This window comes from Paenibacillus sp. FSL R10-2199, assembly GCF_038000235.1.
Taxonomy (GTDB): Bacteria; Bacillota; Bacilli; order Paenibacillales; family Paenibacillaceae; genus Paenibacillus_AQ; species Paenibacillus_AQ phytohabitans.
The window spans coordinates 18,074-41,246 of sequence record NZ_JBBOBO010000003.1 but is presented as its reverse complement, the minus strand read 5'-3'; the positions used below and the strand labels follow the sequence as shown (position 1 = coordinate 41,246).

Genomic DNA, 23,173 nt, shown 5'->3' with positions numbered 1-23,173 from the left:
TAACCAATGTAAAGGAGTGAGCGCTATGGCAAGCTATGAATATTCGTCCAAACAGGAGCTGATGGAAACGATCCATACCCTCTACCTGCTCTTGGACGCCGAGTATGACGGTATTGACGATAAGTATAAGGATACGCGAATTCCTGAAGTGGATAAAACCCCCGCCGAGATCATCGCCTATCAGCTGGGATGGCTGGAGCTGGTGAGGAGCTGGGATCAGAAAGAGCTGGAAGGACAGGCCTTCCTAATGCCCGCCCAGGATTATAAGTGGAATGAGCTGGGCGGATTATATCAGTCCTTTTACAGCACATATTCTGAGTATTCACTGACTGAACTGCGCAGCCTATTCCGGCAATCAGAGCAGCAGTGGCTGGACTGGGTCAGCACATTAACGGAAGAAGAGCTGTTCATCCAGGGCTCACGTAAATGGACCGGAACCAAGGACAACTGGCCCATGGCCCGGTGGATTCACATCAACTCAGCAGCTCCGTTCAAATCCTTCCGGGGGAAGATCAGAAAGTGGAAAAAGCATTTCCCCGCCACGCTGGCATAACCTCCACTACCCGGCCGGCTCATTGCTGGCTATTGCTCTCTATTGCTGGCTGCTGCCCGTTCCCCTATCCGTCCCCTGACTGCCGCCTCTGCGCGTGCCTCCCCGATCCATCCCCCGGCCGCCGCCATTGAAATTCGTGCCGCCGTTCATGCCGGGGAACCCGCCCGACCTGGAGTTGAAATCGTCACTTGAGATCTTCTGGGCAGTAATTGCCTCACAAGAGGTGAGCACCAGCGAACAGCTAAGCACAGCAATGAGTAAGGTGATGCGAATTCTCTTAGTCTGTATCTTTAGCCGCCTATTGAACTGCATGTTCAAGCCCCCTTTTCGTGGTCAGAAGTTCATAGACATCTTTAAAGCCCATATAGGATAAAACAATCAGCAGCGGATATACCGGATAGATATACCGGGCCTTGATCTCCCAGAGCAGATAGAAGCCGATGAAGCCCAGAATCACCAGCACAAGCGGGGTTTCCGCAAACCGCCTAGCCCGTATCCCGCTGATCAGCCGGAAGAGAATGAAGCCGTACATCAGGAAATTCTGGACATACACCACCCATTGCAGTCCGCTCCGGTAATCTGAATCTCCCTTAAGCAGCTTAGATGCAGAGGTGGAATAGATATACCGGTCCATCACCAAGCCGTTTCGCCCCCCGCCGCCTATAGAGGTTCCATCATTCCCGATCCCGTACCGTTCAACCTGATACGTTCCTTCGGTCCAGATCCATACGAGCTTTTTATAATACATTCCGGCAAGCTCCCCTAGAGTAGCCTCAGAGAGCTTATTGCTGATGGACGCTTTGAACAGCTCCACGCTCTCCGCTTTATTGTAGCCGGCATCCTGCTGATAGATATTATAGCTCTCCAGGTTATCCCAGAAGCCGAGCGTCTCCAGATTGATCCCCATATTCAGCCACATATAGACCGGCGCAGCATTGCTGGACGGCGATTCGTCCACGATACCTGTGGCCTGGAGCGCAGCGTTCTGCGTCCAGCCCGGAATGTTAAATATCAGCAGTGTTATGGCTATGGAGGCGATAGCTTTTTTCAGCCCAAGATGACGCAGGTTAACTAGCAGGCAGATGAGCACGGCAATCAGAAAGATCATGCCGGTACTCCGGAAATAGTTGCCGATGGCCAGCAGGATGGCCGCGAACACGATATCCTTCATGGATCTTCTGCGGATGAACGTAACGGCAAAGTACAAAGCGCTGGTCAGCAGAGCGGTTGCAATCACATCATTATAGATAAAGTTGCTCATAAACAAGGATGGAATATAGGTCGCGGCAAATACCAGGACACCATAGTCATTCGATCGGGACTTGGTATTCAGCTCTTTGTAGAGCAGGTAGATCATTAGCGTGGTGACCAGCGAGAACAGGATATTGAAGCTTTTGATGACCAGATAATTGTCCGGGAACAGGAACAGCAGCGTCTTCAGGTACAGAACGATTGAGAAATTGAATGGGAACATATACAGATATCCGCCCTGCTGGAAGGATGAATAATCCTTGTTGTACAGCATATCCCACGCCAGCGACAGCACCGTTTGCGAATCGTCCGTCGGCATGCGGGTGAACAGGAAGATGATCACGAGTTGAATGGCGGCAGATAATAACAGGACCGCAGGGATGACTATTTGCCTGCTATATTTATTAAGCTTCAGACAGAGCCTGTACAGCACATAGCTCAGTCCCAGAACGGCTGCGATCAGCAGGATAAAGAGCAAGAGATTCTGTTTCCCCAGCACTGTTGTATCACCATAGATTGCATAGTTATATTTCGCCCTGATAAAGAAGGAGGAAGCAATAAACAGCCCTATGAAAAAGGCAAGCAGGACGTATAAAATTCGCTGGATTCCTTTTACCATGTTAACCTCCTCTACGGCAGCGTCCGTTCTCCATCCGCACATGCCTTGATTTATAAAAGTAGTATAAACACCGAACCTGAATAACAGATGAAGATGGGGTTAAGGTGGATTTCAGATGCGCCAATATACATGGATAAAGCTGAATAGCACGCTCCCCCGCCCAGCAGCAGAGTAAATCCCACAATTTCACCCTCAGAAAATAATAATGTTGTACGTATTACAACTTTGAGTCGTAGATAACCGGGTGTTTGGGAGAATTGTTGTACAAAATACAAGAATCCCCCCGCTGAACTGCCAGTAGGAGGAGAAATGTTGCATTCTGTACAACAATTTTGAAATTCGGCCAATTTATTGAGGAAAATGTTGTATTTGGTGCAGGATTATATATTACTAATCCTTCAGGTTGCCTCCTGGATCTGTTTTTCTTTTACGATTTATGATGTTAAAATATGTATAATAAAACAATTCTCTTACCAGGAGATGACCCCGATGCCAATTACCCCCACCCTGCAATTTAACGGGCAATGTGAAGAGGCGATCGCTTTATACACGCAGGCTTTTGACTTAAGAACAAACTATATCCTGCACTACTCTGACGCAGACAAACGGGACTGGGATATCCCTCTCACCAGCGAACAGCTCAGCTATGTATATCATTCAGAGGCTTATATTGGTGAGCAGCGCCTGATGCTGGCAGATGAGCTTGAACTGCAATCTGCCGGAAGCCGCTCATTCTTTCTCACGGTTACTTTTGAAGCTGAGGCTCAGGTAAAGCTGGCTTACGAGGTTCTAACGAGGGAGGGGAGTATCCTTCAGCCCTTACGCAGCACAACCTATAGTTCCTGCATGGCTTCCGTCATAGACAAATTCGGATTTCGCTGGGGGCTTATGACGGAGCAGGCATAGCCGTGCACCCTAACGACAATAATCAGCAATAACTGATCAGGAAAGTGCAATCTTTTGCCAAATATGTTGTGCTACTATGACAGCATCAATAGAGAATGGATGCTGACGATTAGGAATACACATAGAAATCCCCTCCAAGCCCTCTCCAGCCACCGCATCCTAAGATGCTGCTGCCGGAAAGTCTGCCTGAAGGGGATCTGCCGTACTTGAATCTATTTACTTAAGCGAGTTAATCATTAATACCCTAACAGACTCTTTGTCTTCGCAAAAATGTCATTGGCCATCTCCGTATACCGCGTGCTGCCGTTCGCTTCAACCTGGGCCGTATACTGGTCCCAGTTGTCCAGCTTTTCCTGGCCGGTCACGAACTTGAGCGTCATGGTCTTGACGTAATCCATCAGCGGCGTCGAGATCAGCTTCATCTGCTCATTCTCTTCAGGAGTAGCCATGATCGGCGGTGCCAGCTTGCGGGTATCCCGTGTCGACTGGACGCGGCTCACGAAGTCTTTTTCCCCATCGGTCATCTTGGACAGCTTCAGCTTCTCAGAGCCGCCGTAGGCGAACATCCCGCCGGCGAAGCCGTAATCCACATTCAGCTGCTTAGCAGCACCTTCATTAATTCCGTTATAATAGATATCCGGATTCAGCACTACATTTCCGTCTGCATCCAGGGTATACGTCTCCCCTTCTACGCCCCATAAGCTGAGCATCTGACCTTCATTAGAGTACCAGAACCAGTCGACGAAGCGGAGCATCTTAATGAACTCTTCTTCGCCCAGGTCATCCAGCGCATTCTGGCTGATCATGATTCCGTTCTCCAGACGGGAGGTTTCGACCTGCAGCTTCCCTTTCGGCCCGCCCGGCTGGGTGATCATGTAGAGCTCGCTATCCGGAACCTGCATCTTGCTCTTGAAATCGGCCATAACCTGATAGATTCCGCTGATCACGTAGGTGTCACCCTTGAAGAACTTGGCTTGTGCCGCATCATCTTCCTGAGTGAAGGATTCAGGGTCCATAATGCCTTCATTGACCAACTTGTTGAAGTAACCCAGATAGTCCTTGAAGTCATCGGAGGCATCGGCAAAAACAAACTGCTGCTTATCCTGGTCAAAGACCAGACCGTTGGATAATCCCCAGCCGGCAGTAACGCCATATTGAACCGCAGCAATGTTCAGTGCGGAATCTCCCTTGAACTGATCAGAGATGACATAATCGCTGCCTGTGAAGTCCTTGACCTTCTTCATCGCTTCATAGAAGTCTTCATAGGTCCAGTTGCCCTGCTGGCCTTCAACATCCACTCCCGCAGCCTCAAACACATCCTTGCGGATAATGTAGGAATAACCGCCGCCGGCAATCTCCCACATGCCTGGAAGCACGTAATATTTGCCGTCCTCCTTGAGCTTAGCCTTCAGATCCTCTTCCATTCCCCAATCCTTCACGGCCTTCATATAGTTCGGCATGTACTGCACCCAGTCACTGACAGGTATAATCTGGCCTGTGGCCACGAAAGCGGATTCATCATAAGTCTTAGGAATAATATAAGGAGCATCTCCGCTGTTCACGAGCAGGGATTTCTGGTTCTCATATTCGGTTCTTGCCGTAATGGCCAGATCGAAGTTTACATTCGTTTTCTCCTGGATCGCACTCCACAGCCGCCAGTCTTTATTATATGGATAATTCTCATGGTCGCTGTACATCATGGAGTAGGTTACCGGTTCATTCGAGTGGAAGGTCTGATCTGCGCCAAAGGTATAATCTTCCGCCCCGGCTGTTGCAGGTGCATTCGTACCCGCAGCATTCGGTGCTGTGGAATTACTGGTGCCTGAAGCCTCTTTATTTCCGGATGAACAAGCTGTCATAGACAACATCAACGCCAGCGATGCCATTGCAAGTGGTTTACTGAATCTCATTGTTTGCCTCCCTTTTTGTGTATAGAGCTATATATAACAGAGAGGGCCATAACCCCTCCGGTTATACCGTTTATCCTTTGACCGCGCCGATCATCATGCCCTGTACGAAATACTTCTGCACGAAAGGATACACGCAGATGATAGGCAGTGAGGTTAACACCATGGCCGTCGATTTGATGCTTGCCGCAATCTGGCTCGTCTGATCGGAGGATGCCCCGATTTCGGTCGGACTGACCGCATTGTCGATGATTTGCTTCAGATACAGGGCGACCGGCCATTTCTCTTTCGACTGCAGATAGAGTGACGGTCCGAACCAGTTATTCCACATGCCGACCATCACGAACAGCATAATGGTAACCAGAATCGGCTTTGACAAGGGCAGAATGATTTTGGTGAAAATCCCGAATACCCCCAGGCCGTCCACCCGTCCCGCTTCTTCCAGTTCATAAGGCAGGCTGGCAAAAAACGTCTTCATCAGGATGACATTGAAGGCGCTGATCGCCCCCGGAATGACAATCGCCCAGATTGTATCCCGCATGTCTAACGTCTTGGCCACCAGAATATAGTTCGGGATGAGTCCGCCTCCGAAATACATTGTGAACAGGACAAACGGAATGAAAAATTTGTTGAGCCGCAGTTTATCTTTGGATAGCGGATAAGAGATTACTGCTGTTGCCGTCACGGCGATTAAAGTGCCTGTTACGGAATATACAATGGTGTTCCAGTAGTAATGGAAGAAATCCGGTTTGCTCAAGATAACTTCATACGTCTTGGTCGTAAACTCCACCGGGAATAAGGTTACCTTGCCTGCATAGATAGCGGCTTCCGAACTGAAGGACTGGGCCACCAGATAGACGAAAGGATATAAGGTGAAGATGACAATCAGAATCATGAATATACTGTTCAAAATGTTAAACAAGTTAAAGGTTGAGGTTCGCTTCACGGGTTCGGCTCCTTTCTACCACAGGCTTGATTTCGTAGTTCTTTTGGATACGGTATTGGCAATCGTCACCAGGATCAGTCCAATAATCCCTTCAAACAAGCCTACCGCTGTCGCATAGCTGAAGTTCCCTCCGGTGATCCCCATCCGGTACACATAGGTAGAGATAACATCAGCGGTTTCGTAGGTGAGCGGATTGTACAGCAGCAGGATTTTCTCGAAATTGGAGCCCAGGATGCTGCCGATATCCAGAATCAGGAGCACCATAATCGTCGGCAGAATGCCGGGAATGGTCACATGCTTCGCCAGCTTGAAGCGGTTAGCGCCATCCATCTTCGCTGCCTCATACAGCGATGGATCGATGCCGGTCATCGCGGCCAGATAGAGAATCGTTCCCCAGCCCAGGCTCTGCCAGACGCCGGAGGCAACATAGATCACCGGAAACCACTGCGGCAGGGAGATGAAGGAGATTTTCTCCAGTCCAAAGGATGTCAGAACGCTATTCAGGGGGCCCGTTAAAGAAACCACCTCTTTAATCATCCCTGCGACGATAACCATGGAGATGAAATGCGGAAGATAGGATACCGTCTGGACGAATTTCTTCCATTTGATCCTCCGTATTTCGTTAAGCAGGAGCGCAAATGACAAAGTAACAGGGAATTTCACCAGGAGATAACTGACACTTAAGGTAAGATCATTGAAAAAAGCCCGCCAAAATGTCGGATCCTTCATAAACATCTCGAAGTACGTAAACCCGACCCATTCGGTACCCAGGATATTAGGCCCGCCTCTGTACTTCCGGAAAGCAATAATGTTCCCCAGCATCGGCGCATACTTGAAAATAATGAAGTAGATTACCGGGATGACCAGAAACGAATATAGCTTCCATTCTTGTTTAACATGCTTCCATAAGGGAATTCTGTCCGCCTTCTTGCGTGGAATCATGCCTGCTGTCTTGGCTTTAGCAGGAACTGCCATGTCATCATCACTTCCTCACGAATAATTCACTCTAGCAGGGACGGCTGCCTGACGCTTGCGGGCGGGTTCGCGGCCGTCCGGATGTAATCGCTTTCTGCTCCATCAATGTACTTGCTAACCCGGCGGCTCATCAATGTTCAATACCGGAAATGATGTACGTTAACCTGCAAATGGCGGTTGACATCTTGAAACGGATAGACGGTTTCGCGTATTTCCGCTCTGGAAACCAAAAAAGATGACCTCCGGCAACCGGAGATCATCTGTCACTCTGCTTCACTATCCTGTTTCACTATCCTGTTTCACTGGATCGCCTTGTATTTCCCCGGCGTAATCCCTTCATACTTCTTAAATACCCGGATAAACGCATGGCTACTGGCGAATCCAACCTTCTCGGCGGTATCGTCGATGCTGGCCCCTTCGAGCAGCAGAACCTTGGCTGCTTCAACCCGGCTCTGGCTGATATAATCACGCAGTCCGACCTGCCCTGTCTGTTCGCGGAACAACCGGGATACATACTGCGGCGTCAATCCGAAATGATCGCCGATCTGTGACACACTCAGGTTCTTGTCGCTGTAGTTCTCCTGCACAAACGCTGTAACCTTCTCGCCGATACCGGCACTCGTCTGCAGATTAGGCTTACTGCGGAGCACCGTGCATACCCGCTCAAAGATATCGAGCAGCTCCTGCTCGAATTCAGGCTTCGTGGTGCAGGACAGCAGCCGCTTGAGCGGCCGCCATTCATCCCAGGCGATGCTGGCCTGCTCTTGATCAGGAATGGCCTTAATCATCGTAGCCGCTACATCAAGCAGGATGCATTTCGAAATTTCATGCGACCTCTCTCTTTGGAACGCTTGCTGTAAGATACTATTAATCATCTCGTTGGCCTTATCAAATTCATCGGCCTTCAGGAAGTTGATCAGCATCATCTGGTCATTCACCGTGAAGAAATAACTGCCGGCGCTTGGCTTGATGCTTCCATACCAGATCAGCATCTCATCTCCGAGCACGCTGCGGTATTCCTGGGCTTCCAGGGCTTGAAGGAACGCGAGATTCACGCCGTTCAGACCTGTCTGCAGCTCACTGCCCACTGTGGTGAAGCGGAGCTTGTACCGGAGAGTAATGAATTCGTAGGCTTGGGCCAGATCATCCTCGATATCATCCTTCCAGTGCTCTGCACGCTCCGGAGCTACGTTCACGACCGCCGCCAGCATGCCGTCCATATCTGTGAAATTGATCGTCCAATGATTGCTGACCAGGTCGGCAACAATATTGGATACAATAAATTGGGATAACGCGAGATCCTGTATCCCATCGTCATCGCTATCGATATAGAACAGCAGCACTGCGAAATGATCAGTCGTCCAATTCAGCTTATACATCTTCGCCAGCTCCGTGAACGGGACGTTACGGTCGGCCTGACCTTTCAGGAGCCTCCCTAAATAGTAATTCTGCAGCACGCGCAGCTGTTGATCATGCTTATTGTTCGTATCATCCCGTTCCCTGATCGTCTCCAGAACATTCCTGCGGATGAAGGTATATTCATCCAGGTATTCACCGGTGCCCTGCGCCGGATTGCGGTTGAATACGCTGACCAGCTCTTTGATCGGATCATAGTTTTTGCGGGCGAAATAATAGATAACCGCACTGCCTACCGCAAAGCACAGCAATAATCCGTACATGTTCATCGTCCGCATTCCCCCGATATGCTCCCAGAAGACATCGGTCGGAAACACGCTGATATACTTCCAGCCTGTCGTATCGGACGACTCGATGGTGATCATCGATTTAACTCCCTGAAAGGTGCTCGTAAAGGTGCCGGTGCCGCGGTCATTCCATTCCTGATAAGCCGAAGGTTCGATCAGCGTATCTCCAGCATTCTGAATCATAATCCGGCCGTTTGTGTCCATAATAAATACCCGGCCCCGCTCTACCCAGTCGATATTCGCGAGCATCGTCATCATCTTCTCCACATTAAGCGGTATGATGAGTGCGCCTGTTAGTTCGGCAGTCGCCTGAATCGGCAACGAACGGATATAGAACGGGGTATACGTAACTTTTTTATCCGGATTCTTGAGCGGAAGCAGCACGTATTCACCCGAATGATGCTGGCCCATAAGCTGCTGCCAATCATCGTAAGCGAACGTATCCGTCTGAAGCTTCATCTCATAAAAAGATTGTTCTTCTATATAGGTCTCACTGGAAAGCACCGACTGCAGCGGTTTCGAATATAAGTTAATCTCCTTAATGAAGTTGTTGGCAGATAACATTTTGCCCAGCTCCTGCTTCAGCCCGTATATTTTGTAAGCGTTATCAGGTGTGGATGAAGACAGAAAGCCTTTCACTTCGGAATGAACGGCCAGCTGCGTAGCAAGGCTCTCTGTCTGCAGCAGCTCCCCGTCCACAATATATCTTACCTGCTGAAGCATCGCTCTGCTTGCCAGCTTAATCTCATTTTTCACAACTTCTCTCGTCTGACCATAGATGATCACACTAAGAATGACAGGTATGCACAGAATCACCGCATACGAGACAATTAACCGGAAAACTACACTTTGTGTGAAGTGACCCCTTTCCAAATTCAATTGCAATCCCCCTAATTCCCTTTTTTGTACATTTCAATCATAAATGAAATTGGGGTAAGCTTCATATGTACAATTTGAAATCTGATGTACAGTTTAAGCAGGTTTGGCTATTTACTCACTGCGGATCACACGAAAACCCTGGTCATTTCCCCTGCTGCTCCCCTCAAACTTGCCCCGAAAAGATACCTCTGTATTGTTAACGCCGCCGATCCACCCGCCGCCCTTCACCAGTCTGAGGGAGCCGCTGTTGCTGTCCGGGCCTTCGTACCAGTTCCAGCACCATTCCCTCACGTTACCTGACATGTCGTAAAGCCCCAGCTCATTGGGTTTCTTGAGGCCGCTAATTTTCGTCTGGTTATGGTTATTCTCGATCGCCGGCCAGTTCCAATCCCCGGTTAAGAATTGATCCCCGGAATTCCTCCAATACCAGGCTACCTCATCAGCCTTGCTGCTTCCGCTATAGCTGCTGCTCTTGCTCATCTGTCCTCCGCCTGCTGCATATTCCCACTCCGCTTCAGTCGGCAAACGGTAGCCGTTCACTCCTGCATTGACCGTTACGGTCCATTTCATGAAATCTCTGTCGCTTGTATTATTCGGATCAACAGTGTTCTTGTCTATATTGTAATAGGGCTTCAGGCCCTCTTTCATACTCCGTTGATTGCAGTACTCCACAGCATCATACCAGGTTACACTCTCTACGGGCAGATTATCCCCCTGAAACTGGGAAGGGTTATTCCCCATCACCTCCAGCCATTCTTGTTGAGTCACCTCATACTTACTGATATAAAAATCAGGGAGGGTCACATCTGTTCCGTAATAATTGGATTTTGTGTCTACAAAGGCACCGCCCTCGACCCATACAAGACGTTCTTCCCTGGCAGGCTTCTCCTGCGAGCAGGCAGCGGCAATACCCGTTAACGCTATTAAAAAGACAATCGATAGTTTTCGCATGGATATATCTCCTTTGAACCGATTGGGAAAGGTACGGACCTGCTGATAGCCTCTATATAGGAAGCACAGTAGTTATAGAGATTTCATGTGGAGTTCAGCCTATATAGCTGGCTTATTAAGGCCGCCGGCTGTGTGACCGGCAGGCCTCAGTCCTATCAATGATCAGCCGTCTTTCTGAATAGCCGGAACCCGGTTAGTGCCTGTCAGCCGCCTGTTACCACACCGTTACGTTAGAGCTGCCGCTGCTCTGATAGCCTTCTGTTGCAAGCACCTGATAGGACCAGCTGCTTCCCAGATTCATCCCTTTGCTCTTCCATGCGTTAACATGGTTACTGAAAGTGATAGCAGAATTGCTTCCCGTCGCTCTCTTCGACTGTCTTACACTCCAGTATTGAGGGAATGTGGCATTACCATCAATGGAAGGCGCGTCGTAGCGCATAGTGGTATAGATATCATAGGTGCCCCCGTCACTGGTCACGGTGCCCTTATACGTTCCGGTAGGTCTATAAGTACCCCAGCTGTCAACAACGTAATATTCGATGAGTGAATTTCTTGTCCAGCCGTACAGGGTTAAATACCCGTTGCCGGACGGCGCCCAGACGCCTGCATTGTAGTTGATTGTTCGTGTTGGCGATCCAACGTTCCAGCCTTTGCCGACCACGAAATTGCCGGTATTGGACCAGTTCACACTGTAATTCCCGCCTGTTCCGTTCGTAGCATTGACTGTACCTCCGCCATCAGTCCAGTTCTGCCAATAATCTGTTGCTGCACTTGAGGTCGCTGCAAACGCGCTGAAGCTCATTGTGGCTGCCATGAATACCGTTAGAATTTTCTTGTTTAGCTTAAACATTGAATTACCTCCTAAGAATAATTTGTTGTGTACAGCCTTTCTTCCCCGCCCTCACTTGCCCGTAGCCTCTGTCCGCAGAATCTAACTTATCCTGAGTTATCTCCCAGATATTTACTTGTCCTCCTTCACGAGTAAATTATATAAGGTAAGCGTTTACATTTCTCTCTGCAAATTAAAGGTTTAATCCCACTTTTTATAGGTCTTATGGAGACGAGGCGGCATAACTCATCAATTAAAAAAGCCGCCCCATTAAAGGACGGCTCTGCATCAGCAATCTTATGGATTCATCAGCCCATCTTGATTACGGCCTTCACCACATCTTCCTTGTTATTGATGACGAAATCAAAAGCCTTCTGGGTATCCTCGAAGTTGAATTCATGGGTCACGATACCCTTGACGTCAATTTTACCGTCGGCAATCGCTCCAATGGCGGCAGGATACAGGTTGCGGTAACGGAATACCGATTTGATATCGGCTTCTTTGAACATAATCTGCATAAAGTCGAAGTCGATGATATCCTTGGCTGCGAGTCCGACGAGCACAATCGTTCCGCCTCTTTTGACCAGATAAGGCGTTTGCTTCACGGTATGCTCGCTTCCCGCGGTTTCAATGACCTTATCTACGCCCTGACCGTCTGTCAGTGCAGCGATTACATCCAGAACATTCTCCTGCCTGGCGTTGATTACCCGGGAGGCGCCCAGCTTCTTCGCCGCTTCCAGCCGCTTCTCAATGATATCTACGACCACAATATCCGTTGCTCCGTACGCCTTGCAGGCCAGAAGTGTGACAAGCCCGATGCACCCTGCTCCGAGGATCACAACACGGTCACCCAGCTTAATTCCACCTTGTGCTGCAGCATGCAGGCCCACCGCCAGCGGCTCCACCAATGCCCCTTCTTCCGAAGATACGTTGTCCGGCAGCTTAAAGGCCATGTTCTCCGGAAAAGCCATGTAATCCATCAGGCAGCCATGGTAAGGCGGAGTCGCCAGAAACTGTACATCCGGACAGAGATTATACTTGCCGCTCTTGCAGAACTCACACTGGCCGCAGGTGACTCCAGGCTCCAGCGCAACCCGGTCACCTACCTTCAGATGCTTCACCCCCGGTCCCAGCTCCACCACTTCTCCGGCACATTCATGCCCGAGGATGAAATCTCCGTCGACCACGAAGTCACCGATCCGGCCATACTCCAGATAGTGTACATCTGAGCCGCAAATCCCGACATATTCCAGCTTTACAACAACCTCGCCCTCTTTGGCTACCGGCATATCAATTTCATTCATTTCCAGCTTCTTCAGCTCTGTCATATAAAAAGCTCTGTTCTTCACAAGTTTCTCCTCCTCAGGGGCATTAGCGTTCTGTATAACCATCTGAATTACTTCAAGGCCTCTGCCTTCTCCAGCAATTCGATATACTCATCCACATTATCCTTGGCAATCAGCGGGTTACCGATATCGGTGTCGATCTGTTTCTCCGCGCCGGTCAGCAGCTTGTTGCTGGTATCGAGCAGCTTCTCTGCCAGCTCAAAAGCATTCTGCAGACAAGTGGAGGTCATCTTGCCCTCCTTGATCAGCTGAAACGCCTCAGCCGTTCCATCCACTCCATAAGCCAACATGCTGCTGAACTTGGCATTATCCTTAACCGCTTCAATCGCGCCTGCCGCCATATTGTCGTTCATGGAAACTACCGCGTCGATCTTGTCGTTGGCCTGAACCCAGTCCTCCATATATTTCATCGCTTCATCCTTGTTCCAGTTCGCGATCTGTTCGCCGACGATCTGCACATCCGGACGTTTGTCGAAGAATTCCTTCTGCCAGCTTTCTCTCCGCTTATCGGCGTGGAAGTTCCCGGACGGGCCGTTGAGTACTACGACCTTGGCATTCTGCGGGATCTGTTCCAGCGCTGCCCGGGCATTGACTCCGGCCTGCTCGTAAGGATCGGCATCCACGGTGGAAGCTCCTTCGATGCCGGAGATGCGGGCATTAGTAGTGATGGCAAAAATACCGGCTTTGATTACCTTCTCTACGTAAGGTCTTTGGGCCTCACCGTTATTCGGCTGCACAATGACGAGGTCGAACTTGTTGGTGATGGCATTCTCGATCATGGAATTCTCTTTATCGTCACTGGCCTGCCCGTCGAAGACCTCCAGCTTGATGTTCGGATATTTCTTGGCTTCTTCCTTCACGGCGTTGGCAAGCCAGGCGGCAAAGGAGTCCGACTGCGCGCGGGCGATATAGGCAACCTTATATACTTTCTCACCGCTGTTACTTCCTTGCGCTCCTGAATCGGATGAGCTTGCCGTATTCGAGTTGCCACAGCCTGCGAGCAATCCCAGTACCAACAGCATCGAAACTAAGGTGATCCATGTTTTTCTCATTGTTTTTCCCCTTTTATTTATTTTAAACAGCGCCGCTGTTTAATCCGGTTGCCTGGACATCCTCTTACCTGTACCGGGTCACTTGGCGATTCCCGGACTCTGCTCCCTCTTGCGTCCGCTGCTCTTGCCGTTCTTGCCATTCTTGTCTTCAATTCTGCCAAGTGTGTTCTTGGTTCTGCGGTTCTTGGACCGGATATCGTAGATTACCGCCAGCGCAATGATGGCCCCGCGGATAATCTGCTGCATGTAAGAGTCGACATTGGTCAGGTTCATGATGTTATCCAGGAAGCCTACAATGAAGGCGCCAGCCAGGGTGCCGCCCGCCGAACCGATTCCGCCGGAGAAGCTGGTGCCCCCGATGATCGCCGCCGTCAGCGCCGTGAATTCATAGTTGATTGCACCGTTGGGAAGCCCGGCATTCACCCGGGACATGAAGAGAATTCCGGCAACCCCTACGAAGATACCGTTGATGATAAAAGCGGTGTATTTGACCTTGGATACGTTGATACCTGAAGCCGTAGCCGCTTCTTCATTCCCGCCCACTGCAAACAGCGAGCGTCCGAACCTGGTGTGCCGCAAGATGTACCAGGTGATAAGGGCAAAGGCAATCAGAAATAGCACGGGGATAGGAATGAAGCCGATGGAGCCTTGGCCGAGGACGGTGAAATCCCCCAGCTGCAGGATGTTCTGTCCTTTGGTGAAGAGGAGGGCAACCCCGCGGGCCATCGTCAGCATGGCCAGTGTCGCAATGAAGGGCGGCGTCTTGAAGGTGCTGACCATCACGGCATTGACAATATTGCACACCACGCCGGTCACGATGCCGACTACAATAGCGGCTGTAAAGGAACCTGTAGATTTGTAAGCGGATACAGCAAACACTCCGGAAAGGGCCAGCACAGAGCCCTGCGATAAATCCAGCATCCCGCTGATAATCAGCAGGGTCTGGCCAAACGCCAGGATGGTAGTTACCGCCAGCTGGGTGGAGATGTTGGTCAGGTTATTAATGGACAGAAAGTTCGGGTTGGCAAAAGAACAGACAATAAATAATGCCAGCAGCACCAGATAGATGCTGTACGTCTTTTTAAATGTGCTCCAGAATTGGCTCCAATTCATCTCTTTCAATTCAGTTCACCTCATTTGATGTAATCGTTCCGGTGGCGTACTTCATAATCTGCTCCTGGGTGAAATCCTCCCGGCTGATCTCCCCGGTAATCGTGCCCTTGGCCATCACGTAAATCCGGTCACACATCCCCAGCAGCTCGGGCAGCTCGGAGGAGACCATAATGACGACCTTGCCCTCCTTGACCAGATCGGTCATCAGCTTATAGATTTCGTATTTGGCACCCACGTCGATGCCCCGGGTAGGCTCATCCAGAATAAGAATATCCGGACCCAGAATCATCCATTTGGCCAGCACCACCTTCTGCTGGTTGCCTCCGCTCAGCGAGGCGATAACTGTATCCATCGAGGGTGTCTTCACCCGCATCTTCTGGAACATCTCCGACACGATATCCTGCTCGGCCTTGGCATGATGCCGGAAGCGGTAGAACACGCTCTTCAGGGAAGACAGGGTCGTATTCTCCTTCACCGACCGCATAGGAATGATCCCGTATCTGCGTCTGTCCTCGGAGAGCATGACCATACCATGCCTGATGCTCTGCTCCACGTTCTTGATTGTGACCTCGCGGCCCTTGATGTACACCTGCCCGGAGGCGATGGGATCAAGCCCGAAGAGCGAACGCATCACCTCGGTTCTCCCTGCCCCGATCAGTCCGGCGAAGCCGACCATTTCCCCCTTGCGCGCATGGAAGCTTACATTCTCATAACCGCCGTGACCGCTCAGATTCTCTACCTTCAGCAAGGTGTCGCCAATCTCTACCTCTTCTTTCGGGTAGGTATTGGTAAGCTTGCGGCCGACCATCAGCGAGATCACCGTCTCAATGTCCAGCTTCTCCTTGGGATGGCTCTCCACTACCGTTCCGTCCCGGAATACGGTAATCTCATCGGCGATCTGAAAAATCTCGTCCAGCTTATGCGAGATGTAGATAATGCTGACGCCCCGGGCCTGCAGCTCCCTGATCTTCACGAACAGCTTATCTACTTCCTCGTGGGTAATCGCAGAGGTAGGCTCATCCATGATGATGATATCTGACTTGTACGAAATCGCTTTCATAATTTCCAGCATCTGAATATCGGACACCGTCAGGTCCTTGAGCAGGGTAGTCGGGGAATACGGCAGATTCTCTGCACGCAGCAGCTCCTTGGTACGCGCTCTGACCTGCTTCCAGTCCACCTTGCCGAACCGGTTCGCCGGCAGATTCCCGAGGAAGATGTTCTCTTCCACTGTCATTTCCGGCACATAATTCAGCTCCTGGAATATCATCGAAATCCCCAGGCTCCGTGCCTGAATCGGGTTGCTGATTCTGACGGGCTTCTCGTCTATGAAGATCTGCCCGCCATCCGGCTGGTGAATGCCGTTGATGATCTTCATGAGGGTTGATTTACCTGCACCGTTCTCGCCGCACAGGACATGCACCGAACCTTTTCTTACCTTGAAATCAATCTTGTCTAACGCCTTGACCCCCGGAAAGGACTTCTCGATCTGTGACACCCTGAGTTTAATGCTCTGTTCCATTCCTTTCCCCCCAAATGATGAACTGATTTCCCGCCTGCTCCAATTGTTACTAAAGTACTTTTATAAAACCTTCTAAATAAGATTATAGCCAGTTTTGTATTGAAGTCAACAAAAACTTAAAGCGTGATGGAAACGCATTCAATTAGCGGTTTTCTGAAGGCGGACATACAAAAACGCCTCCGGCAGAGGGCGGAGCCGCAGATGCAGCACCGTCCCTCTTCCGGAGGAGCGGGAGAAGAACACGATATTCTTTTGATTAAGGGTATATCTAGATGCTGTCAATAAACTCCGTTACCAGTTCCAGCGCAGCTCCCACGGCGGTAGCCTCCAGCTTGTATTTGCAGACCCGGAGGTAGGTGCCGTCCTGCTCGAAGGTGTTCTTCCAGGCCGCGAGCGCCTGGAGACCATCAATGTATTCCTCCATGTACGCTCCGGCATAACCGCCGAGAATTACATCGCAATCGTACAGCATCCGCAGGTTGTTAATTGTAATCACCAGGTAGCCAAGGTACTCCTGCCATATAGCCTTTTGCGGCTCATTCCCCTCCCGCAACAGCCGGAAAAATTCAGAAATGCTGCCCCCGGTGCTGTCCGATAGTATTCTAGCTGAGCAATAGGCATCCACACAGCCCTTCTGCCCGCAATAGCAGGTACGGCCCTCAGGCATAATCGTCATGTGTCCGAACTCTCCGCCACGGTGGTTCTGACCGGCGTAGATCTGGTTACTAACTATAATTGAACCGCCCACGCTGTTGTTAAGGGATAAATAGACTACATTGTGAATGTCTTGCTCCCCCCACAATTCGGTGAAGCCGGCCGCATTCGCATCATTGCTGAGAATACAAGGATAAGGGATGAATTCCGCGAACCGCTGGACACTTCCCCCCTTGAAATCAATAACCGTGGCATAGCTCACCGTCTGGCGGTCATCGGACAGAATCGCGGGCAGCGCAATTCCCACGCCCAGAATCCGGCTGCGGTCAAGCTGACAATCTTCCACAAAATCCTCCACCAGCTTGCCCACCCCCTGGAAATAAACCTCGCTGTTCGCGAAGGGGAAATGGTTTCTGACATTCTTAACGATTCTGCCGCTTAGATCAATGATGACTATCCCCACATGATTCAGGGTCACATCCAGCCCGATGGCATATCTCGCCACACTGTTGCAGGCCATCGACTTGGCTTTGCGGCCGCCGGTGGATTCGAACAACCCGGTCTCCTCGATCAGCTCTCTTTCCTGCAGCTCTTTAAGATTCTGGGTAACTGTAGGCAGGCTTAGATTGAGCGCCTGCGCAATCTCTTGAATAGAAGTAGATTCACGGTGATACAGATATCGGTAAATGGCGTTCCGGTTCATCTTTTTAACTTCCATACTGTTCAAGCGATGTGTCGCCATTATATAGCCTCCGACTTTTATAAATGTACTTTAATAATGTATATAAATATAATATACAATCACATCCGTTTTTGCAATCATATGTATGTTATAATTGTGAATATTTTCACTAATATACGGTCATTGTATCAAGTATTTATTTCCCCGTCATTAGTCTTTTCACACTTGCACACCGGATTGCGTTGTTTTGTCCGAATTACGGCCCCTAGACTAGCTGGACTATTACATTCAACCGCATAAACACCCTAATGTTGTACGTATTACAACTCTGCTCCCTAAATAATAGGCACCTCGTCAGAATTGTTGTATGAATTACAAGAATTGTCCTGCTCAACCGCCTGTTGGAAGGCGAAATCCTGCCTTTTATACAACAATTCCCGAATAGGACTGATATTAATAGAGAAATGTTGTATTTCGTGCAGGATTTAGTAGGGTAGAAATGACAGCGAACGGTTGAGCCTGAATGAAGCCAGGACAACAGCTAAGCATCCGGCAGCGGGGGAGCAGGCATAGGCATCATAAACAGATACTGGGCAAAAAAGAGAATGCCGGAAAGAATGAATGTGATTCCGCCAAACTTAATCAGGTTAACCGTTGGTCTCAAGCCGCGTCATCTCGATTCAGTTATATATGAAATCAGCCTCAGAATCCATTCCTTGTCGTATGCTATAATCATAGCAAAATTGCCAGGAGGAGCCTATGAACCGGATTCAAAAAATTACAGATAGAGATCAGAATATATCACAAGAGCTGCTGGACATTTGGGAATCAGCGGTCCGTGCCACGCATCTTTTCCTAACAGAACAGGATATTGAAGGATTACGTCCCTTGGTTCATCAAGGTATCGGACATATCTCCCATTTGCTTGCCTATACCGGTCAGGAGCATTATCTCGGCTTCATCGGCGTTCAGGAGCAGAAGATTGAAATGCTGTTCGTAGACCCCGCCGTCAGAGGACAAGGCATTGGTAAGCAGCTAGTCACTTATGCCCTGCACACTCTAAACGTACTCTACGTGGATGTGAATGAGCAAAATCCCCAGGCTCTCGGATTCTACGAGCATCTGGGATTCCAGGTCTATGACCGGTCTGAACGGGATGAACAAGGCCAGCCTTGGCCTATTCTGCATATGAAGCTATCACAGATATAGCAATCCGGGTAGCCTTAACAATATCACCCAGCGCCATGCTGGCCTTGCCCGGTTTATCGAGCACCTGCTCAGGGATATAGGGCACATGGATGAAGCCGCCGCGCATAGCCGGATAATGTTGCTCAATGTGATGGAGCAGACCGTACATGGTGTTGTTGCAGACATAAGTTCCAGCGCTGTTCGAGAGGAAGGCCGGCAGGCCGTTGTCTTTGATCGTCTGAACCATTCTTTTGACAGGCAGGCTGGAAAAATAGGCATTCGGTCCGTCCGCGCAGACCGGCACATCCTCCGGCTGGCAGCCCTCGTTATCGGCAATGGAAGCATCCATCAGATTAACGGCAATCCGTTCCACCGTAATGCCGCTGACCCCGCCCGCCTGTCCGATACAGACCACCGCATCCGGCCTTTCGGCCCCGATATACCCGATCAGTGTCTCCACCGATTTCTGGAACACCACGGGCAGAGACCGCTTGATGATCTCCGCACCGCCAATGTAATTCTCCAGACGCTGTACCGCCTCCAGCGAAGGATTGACAAGCTCTCCGCCAAACGGCTCGAAGCCTGTTATAAGGATTTTCATAGCGTGTAGCCTCTCTTTCTTTCTGATCATGTCAGCTTAACCTCTACTCCCTCGCTGTCCAAATATTCAGCGCACGCGAGCGGACCGCAAGGTTCGTGTGATTTCTGAACGACCGCAAACGCTCTGCCGGTTCCGGGCTCCAATGTAGAGCCTGTCCTGCTACTTCCAGCAATGAAAGTCCCATATACGGGGATTCGTAACGCTGTTCAGCTCCTAGCACATCCACAATTTCGAGCAGAATCTCCGGATTCCAGTATCCTGCGCTGTCTTGTATACTATGGGCGATCTGGCTGTACGCTTCGCTTAACAGCTGCGGCTGATCTGACATACCATCAACCAACCGGTTCAGATACGCGGCGGATTCCACCACGTTATTCCAGTCCATGGCTGCGATATACAACTTCATCACAAGCTGCTGTAAAGTCTCATCGGGTGCGTGGCAGGCGATCAGTCCCAGGTACAAAGGGATAAGATGGATCCGTGTATTCTTCGGCAACGAGGTCAGCTGGTTAATTAATTTCTGGAGGCGCTGCCGGTGAGGCAAATCTCTTCCCGCAGCTGCATTCCAATCCCCGCTTATCCCTGTACCGGCCAGCTTCCGGCAAACACCAATTACAACCTCGTTGACCTTGCCGTCGCGGCAGGTTTCGATCAGCGTGTTCACCGCAGCTTCCCATCTCGTGCTGTCTTCCAGGTCCGTAATCGCCTGAGCAGCGGCAGCAGCAATCACATCTTCATTTACATTAGTCCACCAAATCATAGCAGCAAAAGCATACCTGCCAACGGATGTATCCGGATGATTGGCAATCTCAATGATTAAGGCCAGATAGCGCGGTCTATAGTCAAGCGGAAGAGCATTAGGCTGCTGGGATAATAAGCTTAGTGCGATATCACTTTGCGGGGAAGCAGCGATGGCCCTTAGAATCTCCCAGCTGCGTTCATCATCCAAAAGCTGCTTTGCAGCATGCCCTATGGCGATGATCACATCCTTATGGGCGCTTGGTTTGCCGAGCTCGTTCAGGAGCAGCGGAAGGCTGTCCTCACTTCTATACGCGCCCAGCAAGCGGATGGCTTCTTTCCGGACCGTAATCTTCAGCTTATCCCGGTTTAGCAGCTCCTTCAGCAAGGTAACCAATAACACCGGATTCACTCTGCGGATGCACCTTGGTATGGAGTACATCGCTACACGTGCCCGGTCTCCATCCAGATTGTCCAGCAGCACGGGGAGCACCTTCTCCGGCTCTTCCAGCAGTGACAGGGCATGAAGCGCCGCCTCTGCTACAGCGACTTCCCCATCCTGTACCAGTCCAAGCAGCCTGTCCGGGCCAAGATCAGGCATACCGGCCATAATCCTGATCACTCTTGCACGTTCGGACAGACTGCGCTTAGGATCATCCGCAATTTTCGCTAAGAGGGAACTGTAAGCTTGCTGCTGACGCGGCAGCCACCGGTAGAATCCGCTCTCCGCCGGCACGGGATAAATCGTTTTGCCTGACAGGAACCTGCCTTTGATCACAGCCCCCGAAATGAATGGATCGAGCCACTCCTGACGCTTCAAGTGCAGGTGCCGGAACACTTCATGGATCGTAATATACGATTTATCCGAGGCCAAAAGTTCCTTAACTCTGGCATCACGCATCTGATGTGGTTCAAGCCAGAGCCGGGTTGCACGCATAGCTATTGCATCTGCCGTGGACCTCGTGGCTTCCTTTAACAGATTCTGAAGTTTAATAATACCGTGACCTCTTTTGCCAAAAGAACCCGCCAGGCTCATTACCAGATAGTAGTTCTCTGTCCGGTTGGCCTGTGCAGCAAAGGCATATATGCCGTCGAAGATCATCTCTTCTACTCCCTGGGGCAGTTTCTCTAGTGATGGAAGGGATAGCTGCCCGTTCTGCTTAGCCAGCTTCCTGATTGTATCTAGCGCAAACTTGAACAGCTCACCGTGAGGCTGCCCTGCGTTATGCCGCAGAATAGCAAAGGCCAGCTGCTGGACAGAGAACTTCGTTCCATACGAGATATCTCTGGCATCGATAACACTATCAACGAGTAAAGTAAGCGCCTGCACATGGGCATCCTCGTATACAGACGCAGGACTTTCCGACAGCTCCTTGAACACTGCGCTGCGGACAGGGTCCTGGTCATTCTTAATCCGGCCCAGATATACCAGGGTTTCATTCATCCCCTGCCTCGACAGAACCGTACTTCTTATCAGCTGCATAAGCGCCGTAGCACGTTCGTCTGCACCAGATACCCGTGTGGCCAGCTCAAGCGGCTCCCTTGAATAGAGAATGGAGCGGCAGGCGGCAATACGAATGGTCCGGTCCCGGTTATCCTTGATCTCACGAAGGCCAAACATCCGGGCAGCCTCCTTATCACGCAAGGCATGCGGCAATACATACAGTAATTTTTCCGGGAAAATCCGCTCTTTGCGTCTATCCTCCTCATACACGGCATCAAAAATCACCTTGCGGTTAGACGGCGCCATATGTTCAAGCAGCTTCGCTACATGCATAGGGTAATCTGCGAGTAATTTCGCAATCCCGATCCACTGGTCTATAGACAGAACTTTCTTTCTTTTCAGCACAGCCTCAGGAACACCATGGGACAGCAGATCGCTCCGCAATTCCGTTTGTGTCAGCAGCTGAAACACCTTATCCGGATTCTGGCGTACAAGTGTGCCCAGATGTTCTTTGAGTGCAGGATGTATAATTCCCATAGGCCCGTGATTCAGTGCACACGCAAGCATCAGATCCGCCTTATGATTGCACAGATGCTCCATAGCAGACGAGAACCTCGACCAGACATGCCCTTTTTCCCTGAGTGGGGTGCTCTCCAGCGTGGCTGCGAAGTATTCCGCTACTACATCAAGATGCCGGCTGGCTAACTTCTTCCAGTCTCTGATGGCAAACCCGATATCCGCAAGCCACGTGCTAACCGTTGCCGCATGGCAGGCCTGCAGTATAATTGCTGCCTCCTCCGCACCCCACCGGGCGTATACCAAGGGTAACAGGCGTTCCGCCAGCTCCTGACGGTCTATCTGTGAAATGGTGCGAAGCAGCTTGCGGCGGCAATCATGTGATAAGTGCGGGAGCTCACGTTCTATTTCTTCATCTGAAGCTGCTTTAGCCAATAGGCCCGCAGCCGTGTTCCTGATACTTGCCAGGGGATGCCGCAGCGCAGACAGAATAACCGGGGCATCCAGTGTGGCGATGGCACCCATTAAGGCAAGGCGCGCTTCATACGCACCGCCCTCCAGTAATGAGGCCAGTAATTCGGAGTACTTGGCTGATCCAAGGTGCTCACGGCCCAATGTCGTTACTTTTCTGATTCTGTCGGAGTAACCTAGTGAATCCAGTTCTTTAAGTAAGCTCTGCTTGTCCAATGGATCTCTTCTCAAAATCATAAGTCCTCCTCGTTAACCTGTTCTGGTTCCATTCATTATAGGCTGAACTTAAGAGATACTAACTTAAACGCAATTGTCACTACGGTGAAT

At 50.4% G+C, this 23,173-nt stretch carries 19 protein-coding genes; 3 read left to right on the top strand and 16 right to left on the bottom strand.

What is annotated here, in order from left to right; translation table 11 throughout:
- Positions 1 to 25: 25 nt before the first annotated feature.
- Positions 26 to 553 (top strand): ClbS/DfsB family four-helix bundle protein, encoded by a 528-nt coding sequence (locus tag NYE33_RS36310; protein ID WP_042133608.1) that lies wholly within the window; start codon positions 26 to 28, stop codon positions 551 to 553.
- Positions 554 to 592: 39 nt separating this feature from the next.
- Here NYE33_RS36310 and NYE33_RS36305 read toward each other — a convergent pair whose 3' ends face one another.
- Together NYE33_RS36305 and NYE33_RS36300 are read right to left on the bottom strand one after the other, a co-directional pair.
- A complete protein-coding gene (locus tag NYE33_RS36305) occupies positions 593 to 865 on the bottom strand; it encodes a hypothetical protein (RefSeq protein ID WP_341070127.1) in 273 nt (90 codons plus the stop codon).
- Complete coding sequence (locus tag NYE33_RS36300; RefSeq protein ID WP_341070125.1) at positions 852 to 2,423, bottom strand: glycosyltransferase family 39 protein; 1,572 nt, start codon at positions 2,421 to 2,423, stop codon at positions 852 to 854. The genes NYE33_RS36305 and NYE33_RS36300 overlap by 14 nt, the downstream gene beginning before the upstream one ends.
- Before the next feature lie 489 nt (positions 2,424 to 2,912).
- Here NYE33_RS36300 and NYE33_RS36295 point away from each other — a divergent pair, with 489 nt between their 5' ends.
- Complete coding sequence (locus tag NYE33_RS36295; RefSeq protein WP_341070123.1) at positions 2,913 to 3,329, top strand: VOC family protein; 417 nt, start codon at positions 2,913 to 2,915, stop codon at positions 3,327 to 3,329.
- A gap of 236 nt (positions 3,330 to 3,565) precedes the next feature.
- Here the strand turns inward: NYE33_RS36295 and NYE33_RS36290 are convergent, their stop codons facing one another.
- The 12 genes from NYE33_RS36290 to NYE33_RS36235 form a co-directional block, all read right to left on the bottom strand.
- Positions 3,566 to 5,239 (bottom strand): ABC transporter substrate-binding protein, encoded by a 1,674-nt coding sequence (locus NYE33_RS36290; protein ID WP_341070121.1) that lies wholly within the window; start codon positions 5,237 to 5,239, stop codon positions 3,566 to 3,568.
- Between the two features lie 70 nt (positions 5,240 to 5,309).
- The gene (locus NYE33_RS36285) at positions 5,310 to 6,182 is read right to left on the bottom strand and encodes a carbohydrate ABC transporter permease (protein ID WP_042210579.1); all 873 of its coding nucleotides are present in this window, start codon (positions 6,180 to 6,182) and stop codon (positions 5,310 to 5,312) included.
- Between the two features lie 15 nt (positions 6,183 to 6,197).
- Complete coding sequence (locus NYE33_RS36280) at positions 6,198 to 7,157, bottom strand: ABC transporter permease (RefSeq protein WP_083442369.1); 960 nt, start codon at positions 7,155 to 7,157, stop codon at positions 6,198 to 6,200.
- Between the two features lie 299 nt (positions 7,158 to 7,456).
- Positions 7,457 to 9,739: a helix-turn-helix domain-containing protein gene (locus NYE33_RS36275; protein ID WP_336103119.1), complete on the bottom strand. Its 2,283-nt coding sequence runs from the start codon at positions 9,737 to 9,739 to the stop codon at positions 7,457 to 7,459.
- 111 nt (positions 9,740 to 9,850) lie between these two features.
- A complete protein-coding gene (locus tag NYE33_RS36270; protein ID WP_042133594.1) occupies positions 9,851 to 10,690 on the bottom strand; it encodes a formylglycine-generating enzyme family protein in 840 nt (279 codons plus the stop codon).
- 214 nt (positions 10,691 to 10,904) lie between these two features.
- Complete coding sequence (locus NYE33_RS36265; protein WP_042133591.1) at positions 10,905 to 11,540, bottom strand: glycoside hydrolase family 11 protein; 636 nt, start codon at positions 11,538 to 11,540, stop codon at positions 10,905 to 10,907.
- A 287-nt stretch (positions 11,541 to 11,827) separates the two neighbouring features.
- A complete protein-coding gene (locus NYE33_RS36260; RefSeq protein ID WP_336103120.1) occupies positions 11,828 to 12,868 on the bottom strand; it encodes an NAD(P)-dependent alcohol dehydrogenase in 1,041 nt (346 codons plus the stop codon).
- A gap of 47 nt (positions 12,869 to 12,915) precedes the next feature.
- Entirely contained in the window at positions 12,916 to 13,917 is a 1,002-nt protein-coding gene (locus NYE33_RS36255; protein WP_336103121.1) for a sugar ABC transporter substrate-binding protein, read from the bottom strand.
- Between the two features lie 78 nt (positions 13,918 to 13,995).
- On the bottom strand, positions 13,996 to 15,030 hold the full coding sequence (locus NYE33_RS36250) for an ABC transporter permease (protein WP_341070141.1): 1,035 nt from the start codon (positions 15,028 to 15,030) through the stop codon (positions 13,996 to 13,998).
- Between the two features lie 10 nt (positions 15,031 to 15,040).
- Positions 15,041 to 16,552, bottom strand: coding sequence for a sugar ABC transporter ATP-binding protein (locus NYE33_RS36245; RefSeq protein WP_042133586.1), 1,512 nt, complete (start codon positions 16,550 to 16,552; stop codon positions 15,041 to 15,043).
- Between the two features lie 268 nt (positions 16,553 to 16,820).
- Entirely contained in the window at positions 16,821 to 17,948 is a 1,128-nt protein-coding gene (locus NYE33_RS36240; RefSeq protein WP_341070120.1) for an ROK family transcriptional regulator, read from the bottom strand.
- Positions 17,949 to 18,429: 481 nt separating this feature from the next.
- On the bottom strand, positions 18,430 to 18,552 hold the full coding sequence (locus NYE33_RS36235; protein ID WP_269323228.1) for a hypothetical protein: 123 nt from the start codon (positions 18,550 to 18,552) through the stop codon (positions 18,430 to 18,432).
- Positions 18,553 to 18,647: 95 nt separating this feature from the next.
- On the opposite strand from NYE33_RS36235, the gene NYE33_RS36230 reads away from it, so the two are divergent.
- Positions 18,648 to 19,097: an acetyltransferase gene (locus tag NYE33_RS36230; RefSeq protein ID WP_042133582.1), complete on the top strand. Its 450-nt coding sequence runs from the start codon at positions 18,648 to 18,650 to the stop codon at positions 19,095 to 19,097.
- On the opposite strand, the gene pcp is transcribed toward NYE33_RS36230, so the two are convergent.
- Positions 19,066 to 19,677 (bottom strand): pyroglutamyl-peptidase I, encoded by a 612-nt coding sequence (pcp, locus tag NYE33_RS36225; RefSeq protein WP_042133580.1) that lies wholly within the window; start codon positions 19,675 to 19,677, stop codon positions 19,066 to 19,068. The genes NYE33_RS36230 and pcp overlap by 32 nt on opposite strands.
- A gap of 43 nt (positions 19,678 to 19,720) precedes the next feature.
- Entirely contained in the window at positions 19,721 to 23,083 is a 3,363-nt protein-coding gene (locus NYE33_RS36220) for a hypothetical protein (protein ID WP_042133578.1), read from the bottom strand.
- Positions 23,084 to 23,173: the final 90 nt, after the last annotated feature.

Excerpts from the sequence above, each read along its gene's own strand:
- NYE33_RS36290 (WP_341070121.1), bottom strand. The coding sequence starts at position 5,239 with ATGAGATTCAGTAAACCACTTGCAATGGCATCGCTGGCGTTGATGTTG.
- pcp (WP_042133580.1), bottom strand. The coding sequence starts at position 19,677 with ATGAAAATCCTTATAACAGGCTTCGAGCCGTTTGGCGGAGAGCTTGTC.
- NYE33_RS36300 (WP_341070125.1), bottom strand. The coding sequence starts at position 2,423 with ATGGTAAAAGGAATCCAGCGAATTTTATACGTCCTGCTTGCCTTTTTC.
- NYE33_RS36295 (WP_341070123.1), top strand. The coding sequence starts at position 2,913 with ATGCCAATTACCCCCACCCTGCAATTTAACGGGCAATGTGAAGAGGCG.
- NYE33_RS36240 (WP_341070120.1), bottom strand. The coding sequence starts at position 17,948 with ATGGCGACACATCGCTTGAACAGTATGGAAGTTAAAAAGATGAACCGG.
- NYE33_RS36250 (WP_341070141.1), bottom strand. The coding sequence starts at position 15,030 with ATGAATTGGAGCCAATTCTGGAGCACATTTAAAAAGACGTACAGCATC.
- NYE33_RS36245 (WP_042133586.1), bottom strand. The coding sequence starts at position 16,552 with ATGGAACAGAGCATTAAACTCAGGGTGTCACAGATCGAGAAGTCCTTT.
- NYE33_RS36220 (WP_042133578.1), bottom strand. The coding sequence starts at position 23,083 with ATGATTTTGAGAAGAGATCCATTGGACAAGCAGAGCTTACTTAAAGAA.
- NYE33_RS36230 (WP_042133582.1), top strand. The coding sequence starts at position 18,648 with ATGAACCGGATTCAAAAAATTACAGATAGAGATCAGAATATATCACAA.
- NYE33_RS36255 (WP_336103121.1), bottom strand. The coding sequence starts at position 13,917 with ATGAGAAAAACATGGATCACCTTAGTTTCGATGCTGTTGGTACTGGGA.
- NYE33_RS36270 (WP_042133594.1), bottom strand. The coding sequence starts at position 10,690 with ATGCGAAAACTATCGATTGTCTTTTTAATAGCGTTAACGGGTATTGCC.
- NYE33_RS36305 (WP_341070127.1), bottom strand. The coding sequence starts at position 865 with ATGCAGTTCAATAGGCGGCTAAAGATACAGACTAAGAGAATTCGCATC.
- NYE33_RS36265 (WP_042133591.1), bottom strand. The coding sequence starts at position 11,540 with ATGTTTAAGCTAAACAAGAAAATTCTAACGGTATTCATGGCAGCCACA.
- NYE33_RS36310 (WP_042133608.1), top strand. The coding sequence starts at position 26 with ATGGCAAGCTATGAATATTCGTCCAAACAGGAGCTGATGGAAACGATC.
- NYE33_RS36280 (WP_083442369.1), bottom strand. The coding sequence starts at position 7,157 with ATGGCAGTTCCTGCTAAAGCCAAGACAGCAGGCATGATTCCACGCAAG.